This window comes from Pseudomonas sp. NFX98, assembly GCF_047784845.1.
In the GTDB taxonomy this organism is placed as follows: domain Bacteria; phylum Pseudomonadota; class Gammaproteobacteria; order Pseudomonadales; family Pseudomonadaceae; genus Aquipseudomonas.
This window is the reverse complement of the sequence record NZ_JBLNNF010000017.1, coordinates 121511-143719: the sequence shown is the minus strand read 5'-3', so window position 1 is coordinate 143719 and position 22209 is coordinate 121511. Positions and strand designations below refer to the sequence as shown.

Genomic DNA, 22209 nt, shown 5'->3' with positions numbered 1-22209 from the left:
TTTTAATGCGCAGACGTATTACGCCGTTGTTCAACGGCTTGTTCTGGGCCACCTTGCTGAGCGGCTTGCCACTGGCGTCGGCAATCGCTGCAACCGGCAGTTGCGCCACGCTCGGCCCATTGCCGGCCGCACTGGAAGTTGGCGAAGGTCAGCAACAGGAACTGCAGTCACCCGTGGCGATTACCCGGATCGCCGTCGGTGACCCGAAAATCGCCGACGTGCGGGTCAATGGCAATCAGGCGTTCATGCTCACCGGCGTCGCCCCCGGCACGACCAGCCTGATGGTCTGGACCGCCTGCGCCAGCGCACCGCGCCAAAGCATGGTGTTCGTCCAGGGTCGCGCAACAACAGCCATGACCACTGCGCGACAATTACCGTCCGCTGATCCCTTGCTGCCATCGCAGGTGCAGACCGACATCCGCTTCGTCGAAGTCAGCCGCACCAAACTGAAAGAGGCCAGCACCTCGATCTACGGCAAAAACTCGAACTTCCTGTTCGGCTCCCCCGGCACCGTGCCCGGCACAGCAGTGACGCCACGGGTGTTTCCGCTGCGCAACCTCGATCCACGCATTGCCGTGCCGAGCATTCCGTTGGCCAACGACATGTTCAACATCGTCGCCGGTGGCGGTAACTTCCTCGCCATCATCAATGCCATGGAAGGCAGCGGTTTTGCCTACACCCTGGCGCGGCCGAGCCTGGTGGCGATCAGCGGACAGAGCGCAAGCTTCCTGGCGGGCGGTGAAATTCCGATCCCGATCCCCAGCGCAAACAGCAACAGCTACTCCATCGAATACAAGGAATTCGGCATCCGCCTGACGCTCACGCCGACGGTGGTCAGCAATGACCAGATCGCCCTCAAGGTCGCCCCCGAAGTCAGCGAACTGGACTACAACAACGCCGTGACCATCGGCGGCACCACGGTGCCGGCCTTCACCATCCGCCGCACCGACACCAGCATTTCCCTGGCCGATGGCGAGAGTTTTGTCATCAGCGGTTTGATCAGCACGCAAAACACTTCGCAGGTGAACAAGTTTCCGGGGCTGGGTGACATCCCGATCCTCGGCGCGTTCTTTCGCAGCTCCTCGATCAATCGCGAAGAACGGGAACTGCTGATGATCGTCACGCCGCACCTGGTGCAGCCGTTGGCCGTCAACGCACCACTGCCGTCGCTGCCCGGTGAAAAACTGCGCAATTACGACCCGAACTGGTATCGCCTGTACTTCCTCGAAAACGGCGACTTCGATAAACGCAGCGGGCTATCGCAATGAGCCAGAACCTGAGTCAGACCTTTCTTGCGATCACGCGCAACAGCACCGATCTGGAGTGGCTGCAAGGCGCCCTCACCCCGCTGGGCCAAGTGGTCAGCGCCGGTGGCGGCAGCCTCGACGAACTGCTGGCGCTGGTAGACGTGACCTTCGCCAGCCTGGTGTTTGTCGGCCTTGATCGGGAACACGTGGTCGCCCAATGCGCGCTGATCGAAGGTGCACTGGAAGCCAAGCCGATGCTGGCCATCGTCGCGCTGGGCGACGGCATGGACAACCAACTCGTGCTCAATGCCATGCGCGCCGGGGCGCGGGATTTCGTCGCCTATGGCTCGCGCTCCAGTGAAGTCGCCGGTCTGGTGCGCCGCTTGGGCAAACGCCTGCCGCCCGTGGCGCCGAACACTCAGCTTGGCGGCCTGACCGTGCTGTACGGGGTGCAGAGCAATGCCGATGGCGCGCTGCTCGCCAACCATATGGCGCAAGTAGTACAAAAGAGCGGCCAGCAAACCCTGCTGCTCGATCTCGGATTGCCGCGCGGCGACAGCCTGGCCTTGCTGGGACTGGAGAGTTCGTTTCATTTCGGCGATGCCTTGCGCCATGTGCGCCGCCTCGACGCGACGCTGATCGACAGCGCCTTCACCCGTTGCGAAGTGGGGCTACGTATCCTCGCCTACGCCAGCAACGATGAAGCGCTGGAACACACCAGCGCTGCCGAGTTGTACATGCTGCTCAGCGCCCTGCGCCAACACTTCCAGCACATCGTGGTGAACCTCACCGGCCAACCGGACAGCGAAGCCTTGCGCACCTTCGTCAGCCACTGCGACAAGCTGTTGTGGTACACCGACCAGAACGTGATCGACTGCCGGCGCAATCTCGCGGTGCTAAACCTGTGGCGCGAAAAAGGCATGAAACTCGATCACGCCAGGCTGTTGATCGATCGCTACCTGCGCAGCGTCGCACCGGACTCCGATGCCCTGGGCAAAAGCTTCGGCATGGAAATCATCGCCACCCTCGCCTACAGCCCGGAGGTGCGCCTGAACGCCAAGAACCAGGGAGTGACCCTGTTTGAACTGGCGCCCCGCGAAGTCCTCACCCAAAGCCTGCGCACCCTCGGTGAACGCCTGGCCAAACGCTCCGAAAGCCTGGCCAAACCCAAGTCCTGGTTCAGTCGCTTGCGAGGTGTGCAATGAGCGCAGAAAAACTGTTCGGCGCCAGCCCGCGTGCGGTGGCCGGCAACACCGATCACGATGGCCTGAAACTGGTGCTGCACCGCTACATCATCGATGCCATCGAAGAGTCCGGCAAAAACCTGCTGGAAGGTTCGCGGCAAGTGCTGTCGCAGTTCGTCATCGACAAAGTCGCCGAGTACATCGCGCGTTTGCACCTGGCGATTTCCCGTTACGAGATGGAGCGACTGGCCGAAGAAATCGTCGACGAGCTCACCGGATTCGGCCCACTGGAAGTGCTGCTGCGCGACTCGTCGGTAACCGAGATTCTGGTCAACGGCCCGCACCGGGTGTTCATCGAGCGCGACGGCGTATTGCATCAGAGCGATTTGCGTTTCATCGATGCGCACCACGTCGAGCGTGTCATCCAGCGCATTCTGGCGCCGCTGGGCCGGCGGCTTGACGAGTCTTCGCCGATGGTCGATGCACGCCTGCCGGACGGCAGCCGGGTCAACGCGATCATTCCACCGATTGCCCTCGACGGCCCGTGCCTGTCGATTCGAAAATTCCGCCAGGACATGCTCAACAGCACCGACCTGATGGCCACGCAAACCATCGATCAGGCGATTTTCGAGTTCCTGCAAGAAGCCGTAGGCAAGCGCTGCAACATTCTTATCAGCGGCGGCACCGGCACCGGCAAGACCACGCTGCTGAACATTCTCAGCCAGTTGATCAACCCCCACGAACGCTTGGTAACCATCGAAGACGTCGCCGAATTGCAACTTGGCCACCCGCATGTGGTGCGCCTGGAAACCCGTCCGCCGAATGCCGAAGGCCATGGTGAAGTGAAGGCCAGCGACCTGATTCGCAACGCCCTGCGGATGCGTCCGGACCGGATCATCCTCGGCGAGATTCGCGGAGTCGAAGTGGTCGACGTACTCACCGCGATGAACACCGGCCACGACGGCTCCATGAGTACCGTGCACGCCAACAATGCCCAGGATGCCTTGCTGCGACTCGAAACCCTGGTCGGCCTGACGGGCCGCAGCATCGCCGAACGGACGCTGCGGCAAATGATCTGCGCAGCGCTGGATGTGGTGATCCAGTTGACGCGCATGCCCGATGGCCGCCGTTGCGTCAGCGAAGTGGTCGAGGTGATCGGCATCCGCGAAGACGTGTACGTCACCAATACCCTGTTCCGCCTCGATCGGCGCACAGGTTTCGGCTTCATGCGCGAAGCGGCCAACCCCGCCGGCGACAAACTGCGTCGCGAGGCGACGCTCTCCTCCAACGCGTACTGAAGGCCACGGCATGCTCAAACCGTTGCTGCTCACCCTCGTTTGCCTGTCACTGCTCGGTCTGTCGGTGCGCCTGCTCATCCGAGGGCTGCGCCAACCCGGCACCGAGCGCGCACTGGAACGCCTGACTCAAGGGCAACCGGAACGCGTGGTGCAGAAAACCTCGTGGGTGGCACTGGAGCGCGCCTTTTTGCGCGCAGGCCTGGGTCGACCCATGGAACGGTTGGGGTTATGGCTGACACTTTGGGGGTTGGGCGCCTTACTCGGATTGGTCGCGGGCGGCTGGCTGGGGTTGCTCGTGCTGTTGCTGCTGCCTCCGGTGGTTTTGCGGCTGTATGTGCAGTGGCGATACCAGCGCCGGCTCAAGCGCATGATCGAACAATTGCCGCCGCTGCTCGATCACACCGTGCGCAGCCTGAAGTCCGGACGCACCCTGGCCGATGCCGTGCTCGGTGCCATCGACGCCGCCGAGAATCCACTCAAGCACGCACTGGGCCGGGTGCAGCGCAACGTGCAGCTGGGTGTCAGCCTGCCGGATGCCGCTTCGGACTTCGCCGAACTGTACGACAAAGACGAACTGCGCCTGTTCGCCCTCGGCCTGAAGGTCAACCACCGCTACGGCGGCAACGCCAGCGAGCTGCTGGAAAACCTGATCAAGATGATCCGCGAACGTGAACAAGCCGCTCGCCAGCTGAGCGCCATGACCGGCGAAACCCGGGTCACGGCGGTGGTCCTGGCGCTGCTGCCGATCACAGTCGCCGCCTACTTTCTGATCTCCAATCCGAAATACCTGCTAACCATGTGGAACGACGGCTCCGGGCAAATGATGCTGGTGAGCGCGATCGCCTTGCAGGTGTTCGGGTGTCTGGCGCTGTGGCGTATGTTGCGCAGCCTATGAACCTGTCCATGTTGCTGAGCTCGCTGCTGTTCATAACGGCCTCGTTGCTGCTGTTGAGTGTCGTGCTGGAGCTGCGCCGACGTGCCCGTCAGGTGGTGCAGCGCCTGGACGGCAAAACCCCGAGCGACAATCGTTTCAGCCAGTGGCTGCATGCACTGGGCGCCAGCCGGGTCGGTCAGCAATCGGTCAAGCTCGACAACGAAACCCAGACGCTGCTCAACGCCCTCGGCTGGCGCACCGCACGCAAGCGCGCCATGTTCGCGGCGTTCCAGGTTGGCGCACCCGTGCTGGCGCTGATCTTGTGCCTGCTGATCCAGGGTCTGTTTTTCCCCAACGTGGTCAATCAGTGGATCGCCCCGGCATTCGCTCTCGGCATCGGTTATCTGTTGCCCAAACGCCTGTTGGCGGCGGCCGCGCATCATCGGCAGAAAAAACTGGCGATCGAAATCTCCACCTTCATTCCGCTGCTGCGCATCCTGTTTGAATCAGGCATGGCGGTGGAGCAATCGCTGCGCGTATTGAGCAACGACGGCAAACAACTGCTGCCGATCCTGACCCATGAATTGCGCCTGGTACTGGCCCGTGTCGACTCCGGCCTGGAACTGGGCGAAGAACTGCACAAAGCCACTCGCCTGCTGGCGGTGGATGAATTCACCGACACCTGCGTGATCCTGCAACAGCTGATCCATCAGGGCGGCGGTGCAATGAAATCCCTGCTGGCGCTCAAGCTGTTGCTCGATGACCGGCGCCTGACGCGCCTGCAGGAATACATCTCCAAGATGTCCGCAAAAATGTCCGTCGTGATGATGCTGTTTCTCTTCCCGGCGTTGTTGATCGTACTGGCCGGCCCGGGCTTCACCGCCCTGGCCCGGGCCTTTGCTTCCTGAGAGGGAACCTGATGAAAGCACTGATTGCCGGTTTGAGTCTGCTGATGCTGGGCGGTTGCGCGAGCAACGGCCAGACACCCTGGAGCGCCCTGACCGACTCCGCCAGTTGCGGCAAATTGAGTTCCGAACAACAGCTGTCGCTGAACCTCGCCGACGACATGGCCAAGGACGGCAAACTCCACGCCAGCCTGGCCAACCTGCAAAGCCTGACGGACAACCTCGCCGACGTACGCCTGCGCAAGGCCAAGGTTTATCGACTGCTGGACCGCAGCGAAGCCGAGCCGTTGTACCGCAGCTTGCTCGGTGGCTGCATGGCCGCCGAAGCCGAACACGGTCTGGGCCAACTTGCCGCCGCCTCGGGCGATCACGGTCAGGCACAAGCCCACCTGCAACGGGCCGCACGACTGGCGCCCACCGATGAAAAAATCCGCAACGACCTGGGCGTGGTGTACCTCAATCAATTGCGGGTCGAAGACGCCAAATTCGAATTCCTCACCGCCATCGAACTCAAGCAAAGCGATCAACTGGCTGCAGTGAATCTGGTGACTTTATTGATCTACCAGGACGACTGGAACCGCGCCGCCGAACTGGTCAGCCGCCTCGGCCTGAGCCCGGCCCAAGTCACCGAAGCCCAGGCCCGCGCCGAAAAACTCAAGGCCCCGGCCAAATCCGGCGCCACCATTGCCGCCCAGGTCGCCGCCGTCACCAACCCGGCGCTTCAGTAGGGAGAACCCACATGAAACCGACCACCCTCTGCTGCCTCGGCCTGCTGGCCCTGCCCCTCGCCAGCCACGCCATCGACGCCGGCCCGGCCTCACCGCAACAGCAGGAAACCGAAGGCTGGCTGCAACTGCAATCGCGCAATACCTTCGCCTCCGACAAGCCACAAACCGCCAGCGCCACCGAACGTGAACTGGCGATGCAGCGCTGGCTGAAGAGCTTTCAGCATGAGATACCGGCGTTTTTTGATCAGTATGAGGGGGGGAAAGTGGACAGTGGGGCGGGGGAATAGTCGCTTTTTTGTAGGAGCTGCCGCAGGCTGCGATCTTTTGACTTTGATTTTAAAGATCAAAAGATCGTCCGAACGCGGCCCGAACCTGCGGCAGCTCCTACAGGTATTGGCGTTATTCCTGCGGATCGAGGTTATCCAGCGCCCGATTCACTGCCAGCTCACCGAGCATGATGATTTGCGCAATACCCAGCAATGCATTGCGATGCGGACTGTCCAGAAACCCCGCGAGGTCACTGGCCATGATGCTGGCCGACGCCAACGATTCGCATGCGTGGGCCAACAGGGTTTCGGTGTTGATGTCAGGAACGATGACGAACATCGAGCTGGGCTGGCGCGGGGATGCCGAGTTTTTGTCGGGATTGAGATGGTAATCCAGCGCACGGTCGGCGGCTTCGTGGAGCTTTTTTGAGTGGGTAGATACGTAGGGGGAAGCGGGGTCGGTTTCGGGGGGATTTGGGGTTGGTTTGATCATTGCTACACCTCTGGGATGAAATGGAGCCACGTCCAAATTGCCGCGACGCAATTTTGGGTGGCAGCTGTACGCGGGTTCGCGGACCGATCCCAGAGGCATTTCGGCATACCCGAAGGTATCCCACGCACAGTCGCCATGACACAAAACGACAGACACCTATCGTGCTGTTGTCAGGTGGAGCGATTATGCCTCAAGAATCGAGCCGCGACGCCCGGACGCTGAGTTTTCAGCGACAGACAAAGGCTAGAGATCGCACGTCCGACGGACAACCTGAAAAACGTGTGGGAAGGTTCCGGTGTTTTTATTCACCGTTAAACATCGTCGACTGTTCCGCCGCCATCGCCAGCAGGCTGGCTCCCACAGTTGGATTGGGTGCATTCGCAAGAAATTGGTGGACTGACAGGTCGCCATCGCTGGCAAGCCAGCTCCCACAGGGTTAGTGGGTGTACCCAGGATTTGCGAGCATCCGAATTATTGTGGGAGCAAGCTTGCTCCCGATGAACGACGACGCGGCCTGTTAATTGCGCTAGTCCTGCGGATCGAGGTTATCCAGCGCCCGATTCACGGCCAGCTCACCGAGCATGATGATCTGCGCAATACCCAGCAATGCATTGCGATGCGGACTGTCCAGAAACCCCGCGAGGTCACTGGCCATGATGCTGGCTGACGCCAACGATTCGCATGCGTGGGCCAACAGGGTTTCGGTGTTGATGTCGGGAACGATGACGAACATCGAGCTGGGCTGGCGCGGGGGTGCCGAGTCTTTGTCGGGATTGAGATGGTAATCCAGCGCACGATCGGCGGCTTCGTGAAGCTTTTTTGAGTGGGTAGATTCGTAGGGGGAAGCGGGGTTGGTTTCGGGGGGATTTGGGGTTGGTTTGATCATGGTGAAGCTCCATTCGAAGATTGGAGTTCGCCACCACTGCGACCAAGCAGAAGGGTGGCGAACTGAACGCAGGTTGGTCGACCAGGGAATGGAAACCCGGCAGGGCCTAGGCCCTCCCACGCACAGTTCGCCATTGAGCAAACACCAAAATGCCGCTCGCGCGGCACTGTGCGCCATTCTAAACCCGGGCGACCAAACCCGATCACTGAATTTGCAGTGACGAACAAAGGCTAGAGATCGCACGTCCGACGGACAACCTGAAAAACGTGTGGGAAGGTTCCGGTGTTTTTATCCACCGTTAAACATCGTCGACTGTTCCGCCGCCATCGCCAGCAGGCTGGCTCCCACAGTTGGATTGGGTGCAGTAGCAAGAAATTGGTCGGCTGACAGGCCGCCATCGCTGGCAAGCCAGCTCCCACAGGGTTAGTGGGCGTACCCAGGATTTGCGAACAACCGAGATTATTGTGGGAGCGAGCTTGCTCGCGATGAGGCCGGCAGATTCAACATCGATGTCGCCTGACACTCCGTCATCGCGAGCAGGCTCACTCCTACAGTTGGATTGGGTGCATTCGCAAGAAATTGGTCGGCTGACAGGCCGCCATCGCTGGCAAGCCAGCTCCCACAGGGTTGGTGGGTGTACCCCAGATTTGCGAACAACCGAGATTATTGTGGGAGCGGGGCTTGCCCGCGATGAGGGCGGTGGATTCAACATCGATGTCGCCTGACAGGCCGTCATCGCGAGCAGGCTCACTCCTGCAATTGGATTGTGTGCATTCGAAAGAAATTGGTCGGCTGACAGGCCGCCATCGCGGGCAAGCCTTGCTCCTACAGAGAAGCAAAAGCAAAAGCAGATCAGCACACACCACCGAGTTGCTTCTCACCACTCAACAGGCCGAGCGTTAGCTCGCCTGCCGCTTTTGATCTTGATCCACCCGCCCCATCGGCAGGCTGAGTGGAGGTGTTCATCCGGGGAGTGGCGCGCAGCGCCGTGCGGCGAAGCCGCACACATCGAGAGGAGGTCGTCGCGAAGCAGACCGGAGGCGATGCCCCCGGATGAATGCCGGAGCGAAGGAACCCCGAGCTCTAGCGAGGGGCCGTACGTAAGGGGCGAGCGTTTTTTGCTTACTTTTTAGCTGGGCCGGCATTCCGGCGCTTGTAAAAAAGTGAGTCGCCGTAAGGGCGAAACCCTAAGCCTCCGTTACCGCAGCAACGGATATGTACTCCGACCCCAAAAAACTCAATGCGCCGTAACCCTCTGCCGCATCCCCGAATTACTAGGCGACAAAGCTAACGCCAACTGCGTCCGATTATGCATATGCGTCAACCGCAAAACCTGCGACACATACAACTTCACCGTGTTCTCGGTAATCCCCAACTCACAGGCAATCTGATAATTGGTCTGCCCCTTGCCCACCAACCGCGCCACATCCAGCTGCCGAGGTGACAACTGATTGAAAATCGCCGGCATCTCCACCCGATCCACATCGCTGACATCACCGTCATCCGTCGAAGCCGACGAATACGGCGTACGCCGAACCTTGTCCAGGTCCTGGTACAAATCATCGATCGACTCGGACAGGTATTGCAGCTTCTGATTCAAATGCCCCAACTGCAGCGTCTTCTGCCGCTCATGCAACGCCACCTCCTGACGCTGCAAACCTTCGAGCAACTCGTGCAGGTCAATCGGCTTCTGGTAGTAATCGGCAATCCCGGCACGCAGGGCCTTGATCACATCCTGCTTGTCCGCCTGCCCGGTCAACATGATCGCTTCAAACGCGCGATGCTTGCCGGACAACCGCTGAAGCTCCTGAACCAATTGAATCCCGTCCAGGCCAGGCATGTGCAAATCACAGAGCACCAGCCCGATGTCGGTGTCGTCATTGAATCGTTCGATGGCTTGATGGCCGGACTCGCAAGGCACACAACGGTAACCATTGTTCTCAAGATATTCGCAGAGTTCTTCAACGATCGAGGGCTGATCATCGACCACAAGGATTTTTACTGCCGAGGTACGCTTGTTCACGTGCAACTCCCTGCAAGGTCAAAGGCTGACCGTTCCTGTATCCACCGCTTAAGGCTGTACAACTCTTGTATGAAAGTAGTCGCTCTTGGCCACTCTGTACAAAACGAACGACTAGCGGAGCCAGGCCAACGTCAGCAAAAAACCCACCAGCAAGAAGGGCGCAAAGGGTTGTTTCTTTGACATTCCTGGCTCCAGGTAACGGATATGACTTCTAAACCCTTGACCGATAAGCAGCCAGACTCTTGGCGCCAGCAGCCACCAAAACACGCTGGCCAATCCGGCGCCGATAAACACGCCCAGCACATGCCGACCGTCGGTCGCGAGGCCCAGCGCGGTCATCAGTTTTACATCGCCCGCACCCAGCCTTCGCATCGCATAACCGGGCAAGGTGAAGGCCAGTGCCAGCAGCGCCGCCCAGCCGCCTTGTTCGGCAGGTGCGCCTAGCCAGGTGGTGCCGCTCCACAGCAACCAGGCCAGGGCCAATGCCCCGCCGCCCAACGTCAGGGCATTGGCGATATGGCGCTCCCGGGCATCCTGCGCGGCGCACAGCGCCAGCCAGATCAGTAGGACAAAGCTTTGCATTCGGTAAAAAACATCCCTTTTGGCTGAATGATTCTATGCTGACATTACGCAGTGATGGTCAGGGTAGACGCACTCATGAAAACCAACCTCCCCCGCAAGCAAAAAGGCGCCGCCGCAATTGAATTTGCCTTGGTGTTCGTCATCTTTTTCGCAGTGTTCTATGCAATCGTCACGTACAGCCTGCCGCTGTTGCTGATGCAATCTTTCAACCAGTCCACCGCCGAAGCCGTGCGCCGTAGCGTGGCGCTGGACCCGAACACACCGAGTTACGAAACCGCGTTGAAAACGGTGGTCAATGATGAGTTGAAGCGGCAACTGGCATGGATCCCTACCGCGCTGCAATTCAATGTAGATACCGACACGACCACCACTTTTACAGCCGGTGTGTTGAAGGTCAGCATTAACTATCCCACCAACAAATTGAGTGCGGTCATTCCGTTTCTGAACCTGCCGGGTATCGGCCCGGTGCCGAATTTGCCCGCCACGCTCACCGCCAGTTCGAGCCTTCAATTTTGAGTGCCGGGGACAAACTCTTCGGGCGTCTGCTCAACCGTCACCCTTCACCGCCTGCGCAATCCCTGAAGCCGCTGAGCGTGCTGAGTGTCGGTTTGCAGATGCATCTGGATGCCGAAGGCCAGGTGCTGCATTTGACGGGGCCGTTGCGGCATCTGCTCGCGCAACAGGTACCCACTGCGCAGGCGCCGCATCTGCTCGACTTCCTGTTGCCCCATTGCAGTCTCGTGGTCGAGGGTTCACCGGCTGACTGGCAAGGGCAGCAACTGGACCTGGACTTTTACGGCCTCAGTGGCCAGCCCCTGCATCTGCGTGGCTGGGTCCAGCCGTTGGCCGATGTCTGGTTATTGCAGCTGTTGGATATTGGCGACCTGCTGCTCGAACGCCGGCAATCGCGCCTGCGTGATCAATGTCAGTTGCTGGCAGCGCAGATCGGCGAGCATTTGCGCGTGTGCAGCCTGACGCGTTTACCCGAGGTGCTGAGCGAACAACTGCAAAGCCTGGCCCAGCGTTTCCAGATCCCGTGCATCGCCTTGGCATTGCTCGATGAGCAGGAACAGGGTTGGCAGATTCACCAGCACTACGAAGGTTTCGACGCGCCGCAGCTTTGGCAAACGGGGCAGCGCCTGGGCACCGGCCTCGACAGCCTCAACGGCTCCGCGCCCCAGCACCTCAATCTGATGGAGCATCCGCGCCTGCAAGGCACCTTCGGCAATACCGAGGGTTTCGTCGTGCCCTATCACGATGCCCAAGGGGTGGCGGCCTGGTTGTTGTGTGGTTGCTGGTCGGTGCAGCAACGAGCGCCCGACGTCGGGATGATTGACTGGCTGCAATTCGCTGCCGCGCTCGCCGCGCCCGTGCTGGAGCGCTTGCGCGAACACCGGCATCACCTGCAACTGGAACGCCTTGAGTCGCTGCAAGCCTTGCTTGGCACAGGCTGGTGGGAAGTGTTCAGCGACAGCGCCGAGGTGCAATTGGCCCCCTCACTGGCCAGCACGCTGAACCTCGGGATCCTGCGTTTGCCCGTGCAGGACTGGCTTGATCAGGTGCACCCAGCCGACCGCGAAGAGCTGCGCAGTCGCCTGCAAACCTTGCAGGATGAAAGCACGCCGCTATTGCTGTGCGTGCGCCTGCGTCCCCTCGATAACACCTCGACGCCCGCCTGGTATCGCCTGCAAGGCCAAGCCCTGGGCGTCGGCAAGAACCGCCGTCTGGTCGGTTTCATGCTCGACATCAGCGACATCAAGAACCAGGAACAAAACACCGCCGCGGCCCATGCGCGGCTGGACAATCTGATCGCCCGTTCGCCCGCGGTCATTTACGTGCAGCGCTATGTCGAAGGTGCATTGCAACCGACCTTCTTCAGCGACAGCCTGGGGCCGTTGCTCGGCTGGACTCTCGCCGAATGCACCGGCGCCGCGTTGGTCGAACGGGTTCACCCCGAGGACCGCGACCGCTATTTCGAACGCACTCGCCAACTGCTGCGCGAAGGCTCGGTGAGCAGCCGCTATCGGCTGCGCGACAGTCGTGGCGATTACCACTGGTTGCTCGATGAAGCCAAGCTGCTGCGCGATGACCTTGGCCTGCCGGTGGAAGCCGTTGGCCTGTGGCTGGACGTCACCGAAGCGACCCTGGCGACCGAGCGGGTCAAGCAGAGCGAGGAACGTTACCGGATTCTGGTGGAAGACTCGCCAGCGATGATCTGCCGCTATCGCCCGGACCTGACCCTGACCTTCGGCAACAAGCCGCTGGCGACGTATCTGGAGTGCACGCCGGAACAATTGCCGGGGGTGAACCTGGGCAACTGGATGTCCCAGGAACAGCGTGAGGCATTCACCCAACGCCTGAGTCAGCTGAGCCCCGAGTTTCCGGTGAGTACCGCCGAGATCAACCTGCAACTGCCCGGCCGCGAACATGCGTGGTGGGTCTGGTCGGATCGCGGCGTGTTCGACCCGCAAGGCCAGTTGCTGGAAATTCAAGCCGTGGGTCGCGACAACACCGAAGTGCGTCGCTCGCAACAGCAACTCACGCAAAGCGCGAAAATGGCCACCCTCGGCGAAATGGCCACAGGCCTGGCCCATGAAATCAACCAGCCGCTGAACGTGATGCGCATGGCCATCGTCAATGTGCTCAAGCGCCTGAGCAACGGCGATGCGCAGATTGATTACCTGACCGACAAACTCAACCGCATCGATGCGCAGGTGCAGCGCGCCGCACGCGTGGTCGATCACATGCGCGTGTTCGGCCGTCGCTCGGAAATCGAAGAGCACCCGTTCAACCCGGTCCAGGCCATCGAAGGCACGCTGTCGCTGCTGGCCGAAGGCATGCGCGGCAAAGGCGTGGATTTGCGCATCAGTGAGACGGGTTTTGAGGTGTTGGTGCGCGGCCATGTCGATCAGCTTGAGCAAGTATTGATCAATCTGATGGTCAACGCACGGGACGCATTACTCGGCAAGCGTGAAGGCCATCCAGAATTCAAACCGTGGATCGCCGTGTACGCCGAGCGCCATGAGCAGTCGGTGCGGCTGTGGGTCGAGGACAACGGCGGCGGCATTGATCACCGTTTGCTGGAGCGGATTTTCGAACCGTTTTTCACCACCAAACCGGTGGGCGTCGGCACGGGTCTCGGGCTGTCGGTGAGCTACGGCATTGTCGAGAACATGGGCGGCAAACTCAGCGTCAGGAACTCCACCGAAGGCGCGCGGTTCTGCATTGAATTGCCGGTTGTGCCGGCGGATCAGATCACCAGATAGGCTTTGCCTTTCTCACCGCAGGTCAGGTTGAAACCGACGTCGACTTTGTTGATGTCGATGCCGAGGTTCATCAGCAGATTGTCCACGATTGGGTCGACCAGCGGTGCGAGCAGGCCGCTGATGGCGGTGATCAACAACGAAACGACCTGGGAAAGCGTCGACAACAGCATACTGAGCAGCGATCCCAACAAGCTGCCGATGGTCGGCGTATGTTGAATCAACGTGACCCCGCCCAGTGTGCTCTTCAGGCCGCCGACCACCCCGGTCACGGTAACCGGGTGGCTTGGAACCGGTGACACGTTGATCTCATGGGGATTGACGAAGGTGTAATTGGGTTCGGTTTTGCCGGCAATCGGGCTGTCGATCATGATTTCGCTGCCGCCACCACCGAAGGGGGTACGCGCGCCACAGCTGAACAAGTGGCAGGTTTTCGAACCGATATCTACTAGCGGCAATGGCGACAGGCTTGGAGAAGGTGAGGACGAGAGCCAGACGGCATCGTCTATCTGGCCGACTTTGACTTGTACCGCCGCAATGTTGGTGGTGGCAGTGAGACTCTTGCTGGTTGGGGTGGCACAGGAGTAATCGGTCACGTAACTGCTGCCCTTGCCTGCTTCGATGCCGACGTCGAGGCTCAGCCCATTGGGCAGTATTTTCAGATCGGTCTGTGTGCAGTTGCCGAGTATGCAACCAATCCCCAGCAATGTATTGACCGAACCCACCGCCGTGGACAACAGCGAGTTGACCAGTTGCAGAACGGGGTCTATCAGCGACAGATCAACCGCCACCAAAACACGAATCTGCGCCGTACTCACATAAATCCTGTTCACCCCCAGCGGCGCGACTTTCGCCAACGCCGGGTCACCGACTGCCGAAAACTGCGGCGGCTGAATGACTTTTATGCGGGTCGTCACGCCTGCCAATCCCAACAAATTCACCGGCAACACGGCGTTCACCGCGCTGTTCTTGTTCGCGAGTTGGACAAACCCCTGGATCAGTTGGAACAGCTGCACCGTGGCGTCCAGCCCTTGCGCTTGCGCGCCGGTTTGCAATTGCAGCAGATCACCCAGCTTGATGGGCGACGCGGCGGAGGCCGATAGTTGCAGATTGGCCAACGCGGTTTTGACTTCCACCGTGGCGCCGCTCTGACCCGCTACAGTGGCCGCAGCCTTGATGAACTTGGTGACACTGCCTTGCGTGTTCAGCAGCGCGGTGTAGTTGCCGGCCGTAACGCCCAGTTCGATGGCGAGTTGATCCATGAATTTCAGCAGGTTGATATCGGTCTTGACCAAGCCGTCCCAGCCGCCGACGGTCAGGTTGACATTGCCCCCCAGCAGCGTCGAAAACAGTGGGTTCAACAGGTTTGATCGGGCGCTATCGACTCCCAGCAAAGTGCTTCGGATACTCAGTTGCGCCAGCGTCTGTTTGGGCTCGGCGGCGACGGCGGTGGCACTGAGCAGGGTAGTGAGACTAACCGGCCCGCCGGACAGCAATGCACCTATGCCCGCTGCCACGCTGGTGGTGACGGGACGGCTGACGGTGACTTGCACGGCAGCGGTTTTCGTGGAGTCGGGAGCAAACGCTCGAAAATTATCCGCGCCGGTCTGCAAGGTGCCGCAATTGACCACCAGCGTATTGTCCGCGTTGACGGTAAACCCGTTGCGCGTCGCGCTTTGCGTGGCGTAGGTGGTTGCACTCTGGCCGGACTTGCAGTTGCCATCGCGGGTCACGGCTTCAAGTGCCGCGGTGTCCGCCACCCGCTGCAGCTTGCGTTGTTCCAGATAGAGCCTGCCGGAATCGATCACCAGCAGCGTAAACCCCAGGGCCGCCAACAAGGTGCCGGCCGCCATCAAACCGATCGCCCCCCGTTGCCGGGCCGGGCCGCGTAACTGCATGCGAGGCGACATCGCGCACTCCTTTGCCGGCGCACTGCCGAGCGCTACCTCCATTGGTTAACGCAGTGTAGACAAGGGATGGCGAGACTGCTGGCAACTCGCCATTTCTGCCACCGGAAAACAACTGTAGGAGTGAGCCTGCTCGCGATAGCAGCGTGACAGTCGACGCAAATGCTGACTGATACATCGCTATCGCGAGCAGGCTCACTCCTACAGGGAATATGTGGTGTTTACTTGGGTGGATAGTTCGCCAATATCCGGGTCACCGTTTCGCGTATCGCATTGCTGCGATCGGTAGGGTTCGGTGTGCGGCTGAGTATCTGCTCGTCGCTGCCGCGCCACACCAGTTTGCCGTCCTTGCCGTCGAGCAGGTCGATCTGGATGGTCGCCACTTTGTAGTTAACCAGACGGGTTTCGTTGTACATCGGCGCGCCCCAGTAGCCGTACCACGGGTTGCCCCAACCGCCGCCATAGTTGGTGGTCACCTGTTGCTGGCGCTCTTCGACTATCAGGTAGGTCTGCACATTCAAATCACCCTTGGCACCCGCTGCGGCCGGACGCAGGCCACGCTGATCGAGTTGATCGGCTACCGACTGACGGACGCGCTGCTCGGTCAGGTCGCTCTTGATGCGTGGGTCATCGGGGCGGTATTGCAGGACCGGTTCTTTCCAGCTCCAGCTGCGATAGGCGGCGAAGTCGCGGCTGGCATCGAAGTCATGATTGACCTGGTTGGCGGCGCAGGCACTGAGCAGCGCGACCACTGCCAGTAAAGCGAAACGGCGGAACATGATGATTCTCCGATTGAAGACATGAACCTGCGAAATGCTTCTTATCTACAGAAGCTAACTGGGAGGATACGCCGACATTGCCTTTTCTACAGCCTCCCGTATGGCATCCGCTTGCTGACTTTGGGTGCCCCGGTTGCTGGTTTCGGCGCTGGAACTCCACACCGGTTGACCGCTTTGCGCGTCGAACAGATCCACACGCACCACCACGACCTGTTCCTGATAGGTGCGAATGATCGGCACAGTGGCGTAGCCACCGTAGCCACTGCCATAGCGGTTGTAACCGCCGTAACCGCCGTAACCACCGTAGTAGCCACCGTCGTAGTAATCATCGCGGACCTGGCGTAAACGGGTTTCCATCCGCAGATCGGCGCTGACGAACAGGTCGGCCGGACGATTGTCATGCAGCGGACGCAAGCCGCGTTGATCGAGCGCACTGCTGACCGCTTCGGCAACCTGCGCCGAGTCCGCCCATGCGGTGCCCGGCGGCATTTGCCCGTTGAGCCAGGCCCAGCTGCGGTAGCGTCCGTAGTCGCGGGGCGGCGCAGGGTAGGCGCTGCGGTCGAAGGTGTTGGCCGCCTGCGGTGGCGCCGGTGGAATGGGATTGGAGGACGCCACATACGGGTTGCTGCCCTGACAGGCAGCCAAACCCAGACAGATCAGCAACAACCCTGTACGACTTTTCATTTCGGGCTCCGATCAGATCGGCCGACAGATCCAGTGCAAATAACGCCCAAGCCCGGCAAAGCTTGGGTGACGGCGGTGCGCCAGTTCCATTTCGAGCAAATCCAGCAGTTCGGCGCGGGCCTGGAATTCCACCGGCATGTAGTCGTGAAAAACCCGCACTCCACTCTGGCTTTCGACCCGCCACAAGCCGTCAAGTTGCGCCGCCAATTCCCGTGGATCGAGCGGTTGTTGCGGGGTGAGGCTCTGCTTCTCGCCGGCCATGTCGTTCTTGCGCATCTTGCGGAAGTGGCCCTTGAGCAAGTTGCGGTAAATCAGCGCATCGCGGTTGTAGAACGCCAGCGACAGCCAGCCATCGGCCTTGGTCAGTTGATGCAACACCGGCAGGATCGCGTGCGGTTCGGCCAGCCATTCCAGCACGGCGTGACACATCACCAGATCATAGGGTTCGGTGAGCTGACCGAGCAGTTCCTGCCACGGTGCCTGAATGAACGTAGCCGTTTGCCCGGCCTCGGCGAAACGCTGGCGGGCGCCTTCGAGCATCGGCTCGGCAGGCTCGGCCAACGTGACGTCATGCCCGCGTTCGGCCAGCCACAACGACATGTGGCCAAGCCCGGCGCCGATATCCAGCACGCGCAGCGGTCGGTCCGGCAAGGATTCGGCCAGGTCGGCCTGCAACACCGCCAGGCGAATCGCGCCTTTGGCACCGCCGTAGATTTTTTCGGCGAAACGGGTCGCCAGTTGATCGAAATGACGGTCGCTCATCAGCTGAACCTCCGCTCGCTGTCGGCCAGTTTGCTGCGCACCACGTCATTCATGTCCAGCCCCAACTCGCCGCACAGCAACAGTAGATAAAGCACGATGTCACCGATTTCCTGGCCGGCATGGGCCAGTTTGTCCGCCGGCAATTGCCGTGACTGGTCTTCGGTCAGCCACTGGAAAATCTCCACCAGCTCGGCCATTTCGACACTCGCGGCCATGGCCAGGTTTTTCGGGCTGTGAAATTGCCGCCAGTCATTGCGGTCACGGATGGCGTGCAGGCGTTCGGTCAGTTCAACAAGGTTCATCGGGCTCTCCTGAAGGCGTATAGCTTCGGGGGGATGGCGGGTGAAGGCAAGTGACAAAGAGAGGCCGGCTCCCACAGTTACAGCGCAACCCTCTATGCTTGTGGGGAACTCGGTACGGTGATCAATGGCCCAACCGTGCATCTCATTCATCAGGACGCTCATTCCATGCAGGTAGAAGGTTTTTTCGAATGGCTCGGTCAGGCACTTGGCTCCGTCATCCGTTTCATCGTTGACGCCCTCAGTGGCCTTTTCCAGTTGGTGAGCCGTGCCAGCAGCAACTTTGTCGAAGGCTTATCCCGCGCCCTGGGCATGGACACCTCGATCATCAGCATCGTTATCTTGATCCTGGGGCTGGTGCTCTTGTGGTCGGCGATCCGCGCGTTCATGAATGCGGCGTTCATCATGGGGATCATCTGGTTGATGCTGGGGCTTTGGTTGCTCAGCTGGATCATGCACTGACACCCCCCACATTCGATCGCGGCAGATTGCCGATGTGTCGCTACAATGCCCGCTCCCCCAAGGAGCCTGCATGTCCAACCTGATTGCCGACTGGCGCGACCGTCCTACCCATCGTCGGGTCTGGGCGCTGGCGGCGCCGATGATTCTCTCGAACATTTCCGTACCGCTGGTTGCGCTGGTCGACAGCACCGTCATCGGTCACCTGCCCCATGCCCATCAACTCGGTGCCGTCGCGATCGGGGCCAGCCTGTACACCTTTCTGGCCTGGGCCGTGGGCTTTCTGCGCATGGGCACCACCGGTTTCGCAGCTCAAGCCGCCGGGCGTGGCGATGGCGCGGCGTTGCGGCAGATTTTGTTGCAGGGCCTGCTGTTGGCCATGGGCCTGGCGATTGTGCTCGGCGCCGTGGGCGTGCCGTTGAGCGGGGTCGCGCTGCACTTCATGCAGCCGTCAGCCGAACTGGACCAGATGACCCGCGAGTTTTTCCACACGCGGCTGTTCGGCCTGCCAGCGGCACTGGCCAGTTATGCGCTGGTCGGCTGGTTCCTCGGCACACAAAACGCCCGTGCTCCACTGGCGATTCTGCTAACCACCAATCTGGTCAACATCGCCCTGAACCTGTGGTTTGTCCTCGGTCTGGAATGGGGCGTGGTCGGTGCTGCCCGTGCCTCGGTGATCGCCGAGTGGACCGGCGCCCTGATCGGCCTGGTGATGACTCGCCACGCCTTGCGCGCTTACCCCGGCCATATCGTCTGGAGCGCATTGCGGCTGTGGCACAGCTGGCGACCGCTGCTGGCGGTCAACCGCGACATCTTCCTGCGCAGCCTGGCCCTGCAATCGGTGTTTTTCCTGATCACCGTGCAAGGCGCGCGTCTGGGTGATGCCACTGTCGCCGCCAACGCCCTGCTGCTCAACGGCTTGCTGCTGACTGCCCACGCCCTCGATGGTCTGGCCCACGCCGTGGAAGCCCTGTGCGGGCATGCCATCGGTGCCCGTGACCGCGATGCCCTGCGACGCTCTCTGGTGGTGGCGTGCGGCTGGTCGTTGCTGGCGAGCCTGGGCTTTGCTGCGCTATTTCTGTTGGCCGGGCACTTGTTCATCGAGATGCAGACCGACATCACCAGCGTGCGCGACACCGCGTTCATCTACCTGCCCTACCTCGCGGCGCTGCCGTTGATTGCGGTCTGGAGCTACCTGCTCGACGGCTTGTTCATCGGCGCCACCCGCGCCCGTGAAATGCGCAACGGCATGCTGCTGACAGTGGTGTTGCTGGTGCCGTTCGCCTGGGCGTTGCAAGGTTTGGGCAACCATGGACTGTGGATAACTTTCCTGCTGTTCATGGTGCTGCGCAGCCTGACCCTCGGCGTGATCGCCTGGCGCCTGCGTCGCAACGACGGCTGGTTCGCCCGCGCCCACTGACCGGCCGACGTTCAGGATTGATCGCTCTGCCAGCGGTTGCGCAGGCTGTCGAGCCGCTCCTGCTGGGTTTGTCCGGTCAATGGCGACAAAAGCGCTGCGTAAGGATGCAGCAGGCGCAACCATAACCAGTCATCCAGCACCGGGCGCTCGCTGAAACCCAGCGCCAGCCCTTCCTGCAAATGGGACCACATCCACGCGTAGTCCGTCGCGGTAGATCGGCTCCAGTGCCAGGCGTGCTGTTCCAGCAGGCAGGTTTGCAGTTTTTCCCGTTGCCGGGGGCTTAGGTTTTCTTCGACGGTCAAAGGGCTGACGGCCACCCCGGGATTGAGCAACTGCTGCCAGCCCTGACTGCCAATCGCCCGGTCGGCCCAGGTGCCACCAAACCAGCGCATCTGGCTGATCGGCCCCAACCAGCGAGTCAGTTCCCCGGCATCGCAGGCGTCGAAAAAATAGCTGGCGGTGTGCGGGTTGTAGTAACTCAGCAAGGCGCGATGGTGCAGACCGAAACTGACCGTGAGCATGCGCCGCAAGTGCGCCAGCAACGTCGACGTCGAGGCCTCGCTGACCAACAGCAAGCCACGCCAGTGCTGAGCATCGCGCTCGCATATCTGGGCCAACTCCGGGCAGCTACGCAGGTCGATCAGCGCCGGGCCTTGTTCACCCAACGCATGCCATTCGGTATTTTCAAACAGCCAGAACCATCGGGCCTGGGCAAACCTGCTTTTCAACATCACACCCGCCTGCGGCGTGCCCGGTACATCCAGCAACAGCCATTGCGGGGGCGCATCGGGCGTGTGCACGGCGTTCATGCCGCACCGCTCTGGCCAAGTCGCACTGCCGTCCGGCAGGTGCAAAGCGCCTGCGCGCAATGATTGAAGCTGCCGCCACCAGGCATCAGACACAACAACAGCAAAGGCTCACCCGATCGCAGCCAGTCCTGCACGCCTTCGGGCGGGTGCTCATCGACGGGGGCGCCCCCCGCCGCATCAGCCTTTTCACCCTGCTTGGGCTGGTGAAGCACCCCGGTGATCAATGGCTGATCCGGATCGCCTTCGATGAAACTCACCACCACCTCCACACCCTCGTTCAACGGCGCGCCACTGGCCGTTTGCAACGGCGGCGCCAACGGCAGCCAACAGTGGCCGGGCGTCGCACCCTCCCCCTGATACGACCAGTCAAACTGCACGGCCACCGGACGCGACGGATCCGGCTGTGGCTCATCAACACTCACCACCCATCCCCGTTGCAGGCTGTGCATCCTTGGCTTCGGCGCGCAGTGCGGTGACTCGAACGGTGCAGCCCAGTGCATCGCGCGCACTTGATTCCGGTAAGGGTTGAGCGGGTCCTGGCTGCCCTGATGTTCTATATGGGTCAGCAGCCACAGCTGATTCCACTCCCTCACCGGATGGTCGACCAGCGGCATCCATTGCCCACTGCGCAACGTCGCCAGATCCGTGTGGCATTCAGCACTTTGCTGCACGCTGTCGGCGCATCGCTGCACCTCGAAGCGCCGCACCGCCGATGGTTCACCCTCGCGCCTGAAGACCGCCACGTCACCCACGGGAAAATGCGTCTGCCCATCGGCGAACACCACGCAGTGTCCGCGTGCGGGGGACTCAAAGTGATAGTGAATCCGCTCCTGGGCACACAGCCGTTGCAGGAATTGCAGGTCCGATTCGCGGTACTGCGTGCAGAAATCCCGCAGCGGATAATCATCGTCCAGTTCGAAGCGCCGGTCCTGGCCGACAATTCCGTGTTCCCTGAGCACCTGGTCGAGGATTTGCGGCACCGAACGGGCGCTGAAGATACGTTGGCTGAATCGCTGGGCCAGGCAAGAAAGCTTCGGCCCCAGCCGCACATGGCAAAGCCTGAGCGTCGAACCATGGTCGCGCTGCACCAGTTCATGCAGTTGTCCATGGATGCTGTTTCCCGCCGGCCCGAAATGCAAGACGGCCGAGCGGTACAGCAAGCTGGCGAGGTCGAGTGCCGGGTCGTTGATCAGCAGATCCACGTCGAACACGAACGGCTCGCTGATGGCTTCTCTACCGGTAAAGGCCAGGACCTCGAAGGCGTCGGACAGACCTGCTACGACCAGACGAAATTCAGGTTCGTTGACGGGATCGAACATCGGCGATTCTCTACAGGAGGGG

Annotated in this window: 22 protein-coding genes; 11 read left to right on the top strand and 11 right to left on the bottom strand. The window is 60.9% G+C overall.

Annotation, left to right across the window (positions count from 1 at the left end):
- Positions 1-5: 5 nt before the first annotated feature.
- The 7 genes from ACM110_RS22215 to ACM110_RS22185 are packed head-to-tail and all read left to right on the top strand — an operon-like array spanning position 6 to position 6523.
- A complete protein-coding gene (locus tag ACM110_RS22215) occupies positions 6-1268 on the top strand; it encodes a type II and III secretion system protein family protein (RefSeq protein WP_416129460.1) in 1263 nt (420 codons plus the stop codon).
- Entirely contained in the window at positions 1265-2452 is a 1188-nt protein-coding gene (locus ACM110_RS22210) for an AAA family ATPase (protein ID WP_416129459.1), read from the top strand. Before ACM110_RS22215 ends, ACM110_RS22210 begins: the two co-directional genes overlap by 4 nt.
- Complete coding sequence (locus ACM110_RS22205) at positions 2449-3729, top strand: CpaF family protein (protein WP_416129458.1); 1281 nt, start codon at positions 2449-2451, stop codon at positions 3727-3729. The genes ACM110_RS22210 and ACM110_RS22205 overlap by 4 nt, the downstream gene beginning before the upstream one ends.
- Before the next feature lie 10 nt (positions 3730-3739).
- Positions 3740-4624, top strand: coding sequence for a type II secretion system F family protein (locus tag ACM110_RS22200; RefSeq protein ID WP_416129457.1), 885 nt, complete (start codon positions 3740-3742; stop codon positions 4622-4624).
- An 8-nt stretch (positions 4625-4632) separates the two neighbouring features.
- Entirely contained in the window at positions 4633-5511 is an 879-nt protein-coding gene (locus ACM110_RS22195) for a type II secretion system F family protein (protein ID WP_416129456.1), read from the top strand.
- An 11-nt stretch (positions 5512-5522) separates the two neighbouring features.
- Positions 5523-6236, top strand: a complete 714-nt coding sequence (locus tag ACM110_RS22190) for a tetratricopeptide repeat protein (protein ID WP_416129455.1) — start codon at positions 5523-5525, stop codon at positions 6234-6236.
- 11 nt (positions 6237-6247) lie between these two features.
- On the top strand, positions 6248-6523 hold the full coding sequence (locus ACM110_RS22185) for a DUF3613 domain-containing protein (RefSeq protein WP_416129454.1): 276 nt from the start codon (positions 6248-6250) through the stop codon (positions 6521-6523).
- 112 nt (positions 6524-6635) lie between these two features.
- Here ACM110_RS22185 and ACM110_RS22180 read toward each other — a convergent pair whose 3' ends face one another.
- The 4 genes from ACM110_RS22180 to ACM110_RS22165 form a co-directional block, all read right to left on the bottom strand.
- Positions 6636-6995 carry a DUF6124 family protein gene (locus ACM110_RS22180; protein WP_416129453.1) on the bottom strand — a complete coding sequence of 120 codons (360 nt, stop codon included), beginning with the start codon at positions 6993-6995 and terminating at the stop codon, positions 6636-6638.
- Positions 6996-7521: 526 nt separating this feature from the next.
- Positions 7522-7881 carry a DUF6124 family protein gene (locus ACM110_RS22175; protein ID WP_416129452.1) on the bottom strand — a complete coding sequence of 120 codons (360 nt, stop codon included), beginning with the start codon at positions 7879-7881 and terminating at the stop codon, positions 7522-7524.
- Between the two features lie 1237 nt (positions 7882-9118).
- Positions 9119-9904, bottom strand: a complete 786-nt coding sequence (locus tag ACM110_RS22170; RefSeq protein WP_416129451.1) for a response regulator — start codon at positions 9902-9904, stop codon at positions 9119-9121.
- 111 nt (positions 9905-10015) lie between these two features.
- On the bottom strand, positions 10016-10486 hold the full coding sequence (locus ACM110_RS22165; protein WP_416129450.1) for a prepilin peptidase: 471 nt from the start codon (positions 10484-10486) through the stop codon (positions 10016-10018).
- 75 nt (positions 10487-10561) lie between these two features.
- On the opposite strand from ACM110_RS22165, the gene ACM110_RS22160 reads away from it, so the two are divergent.
- Entirely contained in the window at positions 10562-11002 is a 441-nt protein-coding gene (locus tag ACM110_RS22160; protein WP_416129449.1) for a TadE/TadG family type IV pilus assembly protein, read from the top strand.
- Positions 10999-13752 carry an ATP-binding protein gene (locus ACM110_RS22155; RefSeq protein ID WP_416129448.1) on the top strand — a complete coding sequence of 918 codons (2754 nt, stop codon included), beginning with the start codon at positions 10999-11001 and terminating at the stop codon, positions 13750-13752. The genes ACM110_RS22160 and ACM110_RS22155 overlap by 4 nt, the downstream gene beginning before the upstream one ends.
- Here ACM110_RS22155 and ACM110_RS22150 read toward each other — a convergent pair.
- From ACM110_RS22150 to ACM110_RS22130, 5 genes are all read right to left on the bottom strand, one after another.
- Positions 13737-15659, bottom strand: coding sequence for a pilus assembly protein TadG-related protein (locus ACM110_RS22150; protein ID WP_416129447.1), 1923 nt, complete (start codon positions 15657-15659; stop codon positions 13737-13739). The genes ACM110_RS22155 and ACM110_RS22150 overlap by 16 nt on opposite strands.
- Before the next feature lie 218 nt (positions 15660-15877).
- A complete protein-coding gene (locus ACM110_RS22145) occupies positions 15878-16435 on the bottom strand; it encodes a DUF4136 domain-containing protein (RefSeq protein ID WP_416129446.1) in 558 nt (185 codons plus the stop codon).
- A 54-nt stretch (positions 16436-16489) separates the two neighbouring features.
- The gene (locus ACM110_RS22140) at positions 16490-17119 is read right to left on the bottom strand and encodes a DUF4136 domain-containing protein (protein ID WP_416129445.1); all 630 of its coding nucleotides are present in this window, start codon (positions 17117-17119) and stop codon (positions 16490-16492) included.
- Between the two features lie 12 nt (positions 17120-17131).
- The gene (locus ACM110_RS22135; RefSeq protein ID WP_416129444.1) at positions 17132-17881 is read right to left on the bottom strand and encodes a methyltransferase domain-containing protein; all 750 of its coding nucleotides are present in this window, start codon (positions 17879-17881) and stop codon (positions 17132-17134) included.
- Complete coding sequence (locus ACM110_RS22130) at positions 17881-18183, bottom strand: MazG-like family protein (RefSeq protein WP_150704093.1); 303 nt, start codon at positions 18181-18183, stop codon at positions 17881-17883. The genes ACM110_RS22135 and ACM110_RS22130 overlap by 1 nt, the downstream gene beginning before the upstream one ends.
- A gap of 165 nt (positions 18184-18348) precedes the next feature.
- Between ACM110_RS22130 and ACM110_RS22125 the strand changes: the two genes are divergently transcribed.
- Positions 18349-18642, top strand: a complete 294-nt coding sequence (locus ACM110_RS22125; RefSeq protein ID WP_338584522.1) for a hypothetical protein — start codon at positions 18349-18351, stop codon at positions 18640-18642.
- Between the two features lie 70 nt (positions 18643-18712).
- A complete protein-coding gene (locus ACM110_RS22120; protein WP_416129443.1) occupies positions 18713-20059 on the top strand; it encodes an MATE family efflux transporter in 1347 nt (448 codons plus the stop codon).
- 11 nt (positions 20060-20070) lie between these two features.
- Here the strand turns inward: ACM110_RS22120 and ACM110_RS22115 are convergent, their stop codons facing one another.
- Positions 20071-20868, bottom strand: coding sequence for a DUF4123 domain-containing protein (locus ACM110_RS22115; RefSeq protein ID WP_416129442.1), 798 nt, complete (start codon positions 20866-20868; stop codon positions 20071-20073).
- Positions 20865-22187 carry a type VI secretion system Vgr family protein gene (locus ACM110_RS22110; protein WP_416129441.1) on the bottom strand — a complete coding sequence of 441 codons (1323 nt, stop codon included), beginning with the start codon at positions 22185-22187 and terminating at the stop codon, positions 20865-20867. The genes ACM110_RS22115 and ACM110_RS22110 overlap by 4 nt, the downstream gene beginning before the upstream one ends.
- Between the last annotated feature and the right edge of the window lie 22 nt (positions 22188-22209).

Coding starts and splice junctions, on each gene's coding strand:
- ACM110_RS22215 (WP_416129460.1), top strand. CDS start 6: ATGCGCAGACGTATTACGCCGTTGTTCAACGGCTTGTTCTGGGCCACC.
- ACM110_RS22210 (WP_416129459.1), top strand. CDS start 1,265: ATGAGCCAGAACCTGAGTCAGACCTTTCTTGCGATCACGCGCAACAGC.
- ACM110_RS22205 (WP_416129458.1), top strand. CDS start 2,449: ATGAGCGCAGAAAAACTGTTCGGCGCCAGCCCGCGTGCGGTGGCCGGC.
- ACM110_RS22200 (WP_416129457.1), top strand. CDS start 3,740: ATGCTCAAACCGTTGCTGCTCACCCTCGTTTGCCTGTCACTGCTCGGT.
- ACM110_RS22195 (WP_416129456.1), top strand. CDS start 4,633: ATGTTGCTGAGCTCGCTGCTGTTCATAACGGCCTCGTTGCTGCTGTTG.
- ACM110_RS22190 (WP_416129455.1), top strand. CDS start 5,523: ATGAAAGCACTGATTGCCGGTTTGAGTCTGCTGATGCTGGGCGGTTGC.
- ACM110_RS22185 (WP_416129454.1), top strand. CDS start 6,248: ATGAAACCGACCACCCTCTGCTGCCTCGGCCTGCTGGCCCTGCCCCTC.
- ACM110_RS22180 (WP_416129453.1), bottom strand. CDS start 6,995: ATGATCAAACCAACCCCAAATCCCCCCGAAACCGACCCCGCTTCCCCC.
- ACM110_RS22175 (WP_416129452.1), bottom strand. CDS start 7,881: ATGATCAAACCAACCCCAAATCCCCCCGAAACCAACCCCGCTTCCCCC.
- ACM110_RS22165 (WP_416129450.1), bottom strand. CDS start 10,486: ATGCAAAGCTTTGTCCTACTGATCTGGCTGGCGCTGTGCGCCGCGCAG.
- ACM110_RS22160 (WP_416129449.1), top strand. CDS start 10,562: ATGAAAACCAACCTCCCCCGCAAGCAAAAAGGCGCCGCCGCAATTGAA.
- ACM110_RS22150 (WP_416129447.1), bottom strand. CDS start 15,659: ATGTCGCCTCGCATGCAGTTACGCGGCCCGGCCCGGCAACGGGGGGCG.
- ACM110_RS22145 (WP_416129446.1), bottom strand. CDS start 16,435: ATGTTCCGCCGTTTCGCTTTACTGGCAGTGGTCGCGCTGCTCAGTGCC.
- ACM110_RS22140 (WP_416129445.1), bottom strand. CDS start 17,119: ATGAAAAGTCGTACAGGGTTGTTGCTGATCTGTCTGGGTTTGGCTGCC.
- ACM110_RS22135 (WP_416129444.1), bottom strand. CDS start 17,881: ATGAGCGACCGTCATTTCGATCAACTGGCGACCCGTTTCGCCGAAAAA.
- ACM110_RS22130 (WP_150704093.1), bottom strand. CDS start 18,183: ATGAACCTTGTTGAACTGACCGAACGCCTGCACGCCATCCGTGACCGC.
- ACM110_RS22125 (WP_338584522.1), top strand. CDS start 18,349: ATGCAGGTAGAAGGTTTTTTCGAATGGCTCGGTCAGGCACTTGGCTCC.
- ACM110_RS22120 (WP_416129443.1), top strand. CDS start 18,713: ATGTCCAACCTGATTGCCGACTGGCGCGACCGTCCTACCCATCGTCGG.
- ACM110_RS22115 (WP_416129442.1), bottom strand. CDS start 20,868: ATGAACGCCGTGCACACGCCCGATGCGCCCCCGCAATGGCTGTTGCTG.
- ACM110_RS22110 (WP_416129441.1), bottom strand. CDS start 22,187: ATGTTCGATCCCGTCAACGAACCTGAATTTCGTCTGGTCGTAGCAGGT.